Here is a 5,702-nt window from a genome sequence, read left to right on the forward strand (position 1 = left end):
GGCGGCGTCAGCGTAGACGAAGGCAGAGCCAACGGCCGCTGCGCCCAATGCCGCGGTGAAGAAGGCACGACGGTCCTGGCGTCGGCGTGCTCTTGAGTCGAAGGTCTCGATCAAGCCGTCCTGCTGCGTCGTCACTTGGCGCCTCCCATGAGCCCGCGAGGGGTAGGATGGTGTTTTGCGTGCGGGCGTCTAAGCTACGTGGGCTGGGAGGCTCCGGATGCAGCGGCTGACAAAATATAATGGCCGGATCCGTTGCGAGGCTTCGGCCGCGCTTTGACCGCCGGATCGCAGCAGGAGCGCGAGGCGCTGTTGGCGGCCTTGCTGGCAACTGGTCTCGGCAACCGTCGCGCCTTTCAGGAGGTGTATCAGATGACCTCGGCGAAGCTGTTTGGCATCTGCCTTCGTATCTGTGGCGAGCGGCAGACGGCGGAGGATGTGCTGCAGGAGATTTATCTCACCATCTGGCGGCGTGCGCCGAGCTTTGAGCCCTCACGCGGCAGTCCGGTCGCGTGGTTGGCCACGATCGCCCGCAACCGTGCACTCGATTGGCGGCGGGCGAACCACAGGCCAGCTCTTGAGACCCTGCCAGATCACATTGGGAGGTCTGCGGGCGAACCGGCCGATACCGCGCTACTCGCTGACCAGAGCCTGCTCGAGGAGGAAGTGGACACACGTTTGCGGGACTGCATGGAGGAGCTCGACGGCCGGCCCCGCGCGGCTATTCGCGCCGCTTTCCTAGACGGGCTGACGTACAGTGAGCTGGCCAGACGCGAAGCCGTGCCGCTAGCGACCATGAAGAGCACTATCCGGCGCGCGCTGCTCCGGCTTCGGGATTGTCTGAGCGATGACGCCTGAGGAACGCATCGACGCCGCTGAGCTCGCGCTCGGCCTGCTCGAGGGTGAAGAGCGTGTCACTGCGCTCGAACGGGTGCTCGCTGAACCTGAGTTTGCGGCTGAGCTCGCCTGGTGGCGATCGCGGCTGGAAGTACTGCACGCCGAGTATGGGCCTACAGAGCCATCTGCGGCCCTTGCCGGCCGCATCGAGGCTAGAATCGACGCTGAAGCCGGCGTAACGGCTGCGACGAGAAATGCACGGCGTTGGCCTTGGCTGGTCGGAGGGCTTGCAGGCGGCGCCCTCGCAGCCTCGCTGGCAGCATTGGTGCTGACACAAACCACCCCCGCGCCAACGCCCGTTCCCAGCGGGCATCAGGTCGAGGGTCCTCTACTGGTTGCAGCGTTGGTGCCCGCCAAGGGTCAGGTAGTAGCGCCCGTAGCGGCCGTGGTTGATCATGGCTCCGGTATCATCCGGGTAGCAGCGCTTGCGACACCACGCGGGCGAGTGGCCGAGCTTTGGCGGATCGGCGCAGACGGCGTCCCGCGGTCCCTGGGGCTGCTCGCTGTCGGCGGAGCCACTCGATTAACCTTGCGGCCGCGTACGGGCCCTGATTTGGGCGATACACTGGCCATCTCGGTCGAGCCGTCAGGTGGATCACCGACCGGCGCTCCAACCGGGCCCGTTGTTGCCACAGGTGTGTTGAGCCGCGGTTGAGGAAAGCCAAGCTCTCGCTGCCCTGGTCCGACCAGGCGAGGCTTGCCGCTAGTTTAAAGAACTGATCGTGAGCGGTCTGGCGCTTCCGAGCGATATCACGCCTAAACATCTCATATCGCAGCTGACGGTTCGATCAGCCGAAGATACTCGGCTTCCGCTTGCCCGTAGGTCTCGCAGGTGAGCGCGACTAACGCGGCTCTATCTCGAATCACCAATTTCCCACGATGACCACGAATGCTGCCATTGCCCTCCAGTTGGTGCAGAGCCTCTGTGACGCTGGCGCGGCGCACACCCAGCATGATACTGAGCTCCTCGTGGGTGATAGTCAGCTCATCGCTGTCGAGGCGATCGTGGTAGAGTAGCAGCCATCGCGCCGTCCGCCGTTCGATCGAGTGGATCAAGTTGGACACGAGTGTGCGCGACATCTGCGTCACGAACGCCGACGCGTACCGGACAAGGAAGTTGCCAAGTCCCGGGCTCACCGCGACGGCTTTCTTCAAGCGCGAAGCATCAATCTGAAGAGCTGTTCCGTCCCGCCCTCGTGCCATCACCTCGTGCGGCCAGCGATCGTTGCCCATCAACAAGGGCCAGCCAACGAAGCCCTCTCGACCCAGAAGCCCGACCGCGATCTTTCGACCGTCGTCGAGCACGTCGAGAAATCCCGCGACGCCCGACTCCGGAAAACAGACGGTCTCGATCGCACTTCCTGCTTCGGCCAGTTGGTCGCCACTGATGACAGGGACACGACGCAGATGCGGCCGGAGAAGGTCGAAGTCTGCCGGATGCATGCGTTGGATGAGCCAGTTGCCAGCATCGTTCTGCTCGACCGCATGTGGATCCTGACCAGTGAACGAATGCTCTGCGGCAACGGCTATATGCTGATCGCTCATGTCTTGATCCTATGGCGGCTTGCTCGCCAGAAGCCAGCATCGCGCACAGTGCGTGTTGGAGCGCACGGTACCGTACAGAAACAATCGGCGGGGCAGGCGCTTTTCCCTTCGACACATTCAGGGGAACATCCATGTCGAAGTTGGGTCACCGAGCGACGTTGTTGCTGGCTACTGCGTCTCTCGCCTCCGGGGTTGCGGTGGCCCAGTCGGCAAACTCGCCCAATGCGGCGCCCCCGCCGCCTCCGCCCGCTGTGGCGGCCCAGCCCGCTCAGCCCGCGCCCGACATGCAGGCCGTGCTCACCGCGGTGCAGTCGTTGGGGTTAAAGCCCATCGAGCAGCTCTCACCACTCCGGGCTCGGCTTCAGCCGACCGCGGCTGATGGCGCTCGCACGGTGATGCGCAACAAGGGCATGTCCAGCGCGCCGGATCCCGACGTGACCACCCGCGATCTGCCCTACGGATCGGACCCGATGCAGTTCGCCCGCATATACAAGCCCACGGCAGCACCGGCCAATGCCAAGCTGCCCGTCGTCGTCTATTATCACGGGGGCGGGTGGGTCATCGCCGATGTCAATGTTTATGATGCAACGCCGCGCCTGATTGCCAAGCAGTTGAACGCGATCGTGGTCTCGGTCGAATACCGTCACGCACCCGAGTTCAAGTTCCCGGCGCAACATGATGACGCCGCCACGGCCTATCGCTGGACGTTGGCGAATGCCGCATCCTGGGGTGGGGACACCAAAAAGCTGGCGCTTGCCGGTGAGAGCGCGGGCGGCAACCTGGCGTTGGCGACCGCGATCTATGCGCGCGACAACAAGCTGGCACAGCCGCTCGCGATCCTGTCGGTCTACCCGATCGCGAACAGCGACATGAGCCTGCCGTCGAAGCAGGACTCGTTCAACGCCAAGCCGCTGAACACGCCGATGCTGAAGTGGTTCGGCCATTACTACTCCAAGAGTATGGCCGACATGCAGGATCCGCGACTAAACCTGGTCCGGGCCAATTTGCGCGGGCTGCCGCCGATCACGATCGTCAACGCCCAGATCGATCCGCTCCGTTCGGATGGCGAGACATTAGCGGCCGCCCTCCGTTCTGCTGGCGTCTCGGTCGAGCAGCGCACGTTTCCGGGCGTCACGCACGAGTTCTTCGGCTTGGGCAAGGTCGTTCGCGGTGCCTACGACGCCGAGAACTACGCCATCGGCCGGGTCAAGACCGCGTTCGCCCGCTGAGCGCGCCGCCCCCTCAACGGAGTTAGACTATGACCAAGCTGTTGATCCTTGCCCCTCTCACGCTGTTCGCCACCCCGGTCGCGGCGCAGGTGATGAATCCCACCGAATACGTCACCACGGCGGGTGCCAGCGACCTGTACGAGCGCACCTCCAGCCAGGTGGTCCTCGAAACCACGACCGACCCGCGCGTGCGCTCCTTCGCACAGATGATGATCGAGCATCACACGAAGAGCACCGCCGACGTGAAGGCCGCGGCCGCCAAGGCTCGGGTGCCCGCGCCTGAGCCGACGCTCAACTCGCTTCAGGACGAGCTCGTGTCCGAGCTTCGCACCGAGCAGGGTGCGGCGCGCGACGCTGCCTATATCGCCCAGCAGAAGGAATCGCACCAGCAGGCGCTCAACGTGCAAAAGGCCTATGCGGCCGAGGGCACCGTGCCTGCGCTGAAGGCCGCGGCCAGGAAGATCGTGCCGGTCGTGCAGAGCCACATCGCGATGCTGATGCAGATGTGATCCTCGGGGCGGCTCGCGAGCCGCCCCCGTTTTTTCCCCCGCCACTTGTTAATCCGGAGCACCCATGACCGCCACGCCCGTCCGCTACAGCCCAGCCGTCGAGAAACCGATCGAGCAGGAGGAACAGGTGCACCGCGACCTGATCGACACGATGCGATCGATCACGGAAACGACCTCCAAGGACTATGGCCACGCCGTCCGCAGCGTTCATGCCAAGGCGCATGGCATTCTTGCGGGTGATTTGACGATTTCGACAGACCTGCCGCCAGAGCTGGCCCAAGGTCTGTTCGCGACGGCGGGCACGCACAAGGTTGTAATGCGGTTCTCCACCAATCCTGGTGACATTCTCGACGACTCAGTGTCGGCGCCGCGCGGCCTCGCGCTCAAGATCTTGGACGTCGCGGGCGAGAGGCTGCCGGACTCGGCGGACGAGACCACCCAGAACTTCATCCTGGTCAATGCGCCTGCGTTTGCAGCGCCCGACGCCAATGCCTTTCTCGGCAGCCTGAAGCAGCTCGCTGCGACGACGAACAAGGCCGAGTGGGCGAAGAAGCTGTTGTCAGCGACGCTGCGCGGGGTCGAGACGGCGATCGAGGCGGTCGGCGGAAAGAGCGCGATGATCTCCAACATGAGCGGGACACCGATCACTCATCCGCTGGGCGACATCTACTACAGCCAGGTGCCTTTCCGGTACGGCGACTACGTCGCCAAGCTGGCGCTGGTGCCGACCTCGCCCAACCTGACCGCATTGACCGGTGATCGCGTCGACACCAGCGATCGTCCCGACGCCTTGCGCGAGGTCATTCGCGAGACGATCATCGAACAGGGCGGCACTTGGGAACTGCGCGTCCAGCTCAACACGGATCTCGACGCGATGCCCGTCGAGGACGCGTCGGTGGAGTGGGACGAGAAGGTCAGTCCGTACCGCACCGTCGGTCGGATCGTAGTCGAGCCGCAGCTCTCGCTCGGCACCGAGCTGGCTGGTGAGGTCGATGAGCAGACCTTCTTCAGCCCTTGGCACGGCCTTGCCGCGCACCAGCCTCTTGGCTCCGTCAATCGCGCGCGCCGGCAGGCTTATGAAATGTCAGCCGAGTTCAGGGCGAAGTTCAACGGTTGCCCGATGCACGACTGGAAGTAGAGCCAGCTTGGAGAGGGGCCCCGTCAAACCAAATGCACCAGCTGGCAATCGGGCAGGGTAGGGCGGGCGCATGCTTCGCCCACGCAAGCCTGAGAGCCCGTTCCGCTACTTCAACTCGTCACCCGAGGTGATCCGGCTGGTGGTGATGATGTACGTGCGCTTCCCGCTCTCCTTGCGGAATGTCGAAGACCTGCTGTTCGAGCGCGGCATCGACATCTGTCATGAGACGGTACGGCTGTGGTGGAACAGGTTCGGCCCGCTGTTCGCAGGCGATATCCGCCGCCAGCGGATGAGCCGGATGCGAGGCTTCCGGCACTGGCGATGGCACCTGGACGAGATGTACGTGAAGCTGAACGGCGAGATGGTCTACCTGTGGCGAGCGGTCGA

Annotated in this window: 7 protein-coding genes; 6 read left to right on the forward strand and 1 reads right to left on the reverse strand. The window is 64.1% G+C overall.

The genetic code is table 11. From position 1 onward, the window contains the following. Nucleotides 1-273 precede the first annotated feature (273 nt). Complete coding sequence (locus FHS94_RS19020; RefSeq protein WP_246349114.1) at nt 274-855, forward strand: sigma-70 family RNA polymerase sigma factor; 582 nt, start codon at nt 274-276, stop codon at nt 853-855. Then, nucleotides 845-1,549, forward strand: coding sequence for an anti-sigma factor (locus FHS94_RS19025; RefSeq protein WP_184060867.1), 705 nt, complete (start codon nt 845-847; stop codon nt 1,547-1,549). Before FHS94_RS19020 ends, FHS94_RS19025 begins: the two co-directional genes overlap by 11 nt. Nucleotides 1,550-1,659: 110 nt before the next feature. On the opposite strand, the gene FHS94_RS19030 is transcribed toward FHS94_RS19025, so the two are convergent. Next, nucleotides 1,660-2,439 carry a Crp/Fnr family transcriptional regulator gene (locus FHS94_RS19030; protein ID WP_184060870.1) on the reverse strand — a complete coding sequence of 260 codons (780 nt, stop codon included), beginning with the start codon at nt 2,437-2,439 and terminating at the stop codon, nt 1,660-1,662. 131 nt (nt 2,440-2,570) lie between these two features. Here FHS94_RS19030 and FHS94_RS19035 point away from each other — a divergent pair, with 131 nt between their 5' ends. The 4 genes from FHS94_RS19035 to FHS94_RS19050 form a co-directional block, all read left to right on the forward strand. Continuing rightward, complete coding sequence (locus FHS94_RS19035; RefSeq protein WP_246349116.1) at nt 2,571-3,668, forward strand: alpha/beta hydrolase; 1,098 nt, start codon at nt 2,571-2,573, stop codon at nt 3,666-3,668. A gap of 29 nt (nt 3,669-3,697) precedes the next feature. Then, on the forward strand, nt 3,698-4,177 hold the full coding sequence (locus FHS94_RS19040; protein ID WP_246349118.1) for a DUF4142 domain-containing protein: 480 nt from the start codon (nt 3,698-3,700) through the stop codon (nt 4,175-4,177). A gap of 64 nt (nt 4,178-4,241) precedes the next feature. Next, the gene (locus FHS94_RS19045) at nt 4,242-5,315 is read left to right on the forward strand and encodes a catalase family protein (RefSeq protein ID WP_184060872.1); all 1,074 of its coding nucleotides are present in this window, start codon (nt 4,242-4,244) and stop codon (nt 5,313-5,315) included. A 70-nt stretch (nt 5,316-5,385) separates the two neighbouring features. Continuing rightward, nucleotides 5,386-5,702 (forward strand): DDE-type integrase/transposase/recombinase (locus tag FHS94_RS19050; protein WP_184060874.1); only part of this gene is annotated, 317 nt, incomplete at its 3' end.

It is taken from the genome of Sphingomonas aerophila (assembly GCF_014199305.1).
Taxonomy (GTDB): domain Bacteria; phylum Pseudomonadota; class Alphaproteobacteria; order Sphingomonadales; family Sphingomonadaceae; genus Sphingomonas; species Sphingomonas aerophila.

Coding starts and splice junctions, on each gene's coding strand:
- FHS94_RS19035 (WP_246349116.1), top strand. CDS start 2,571: ATGTCGAAGTTGGGTCACCGAGCGACGTTGTTGCTGGCTACTGCGTCT.
- FHS94_RS19045 (WP_184060872.1), top strand. CDS start 4,242: ATGACCGCCACGCCCGTCCGCTACAGCCCAGCCGTCGAGAAACCGATC.
- FHS94_RS19025 (WP_184060867.1), top strand. CDS start 845: ATGACGCCTGAGGAACGCATCGACGCCGCTGAGCTCGCGCTCGGCCTG.
- FHS94_RS19030 (WP_184060870.1), bottom strand. CDS start 2,439: ATGAGCGATCAGCATATAGCCGTTGCCGCAGAGCATTCGTTCACTGGT.
- FHS94_RS19040 (WP_246349118.1), top strand. CDS start 3,698: ATGACCAAGCTGTTGATCCTTGCCCCTCTCACGCTGTTCGCCACCCCG.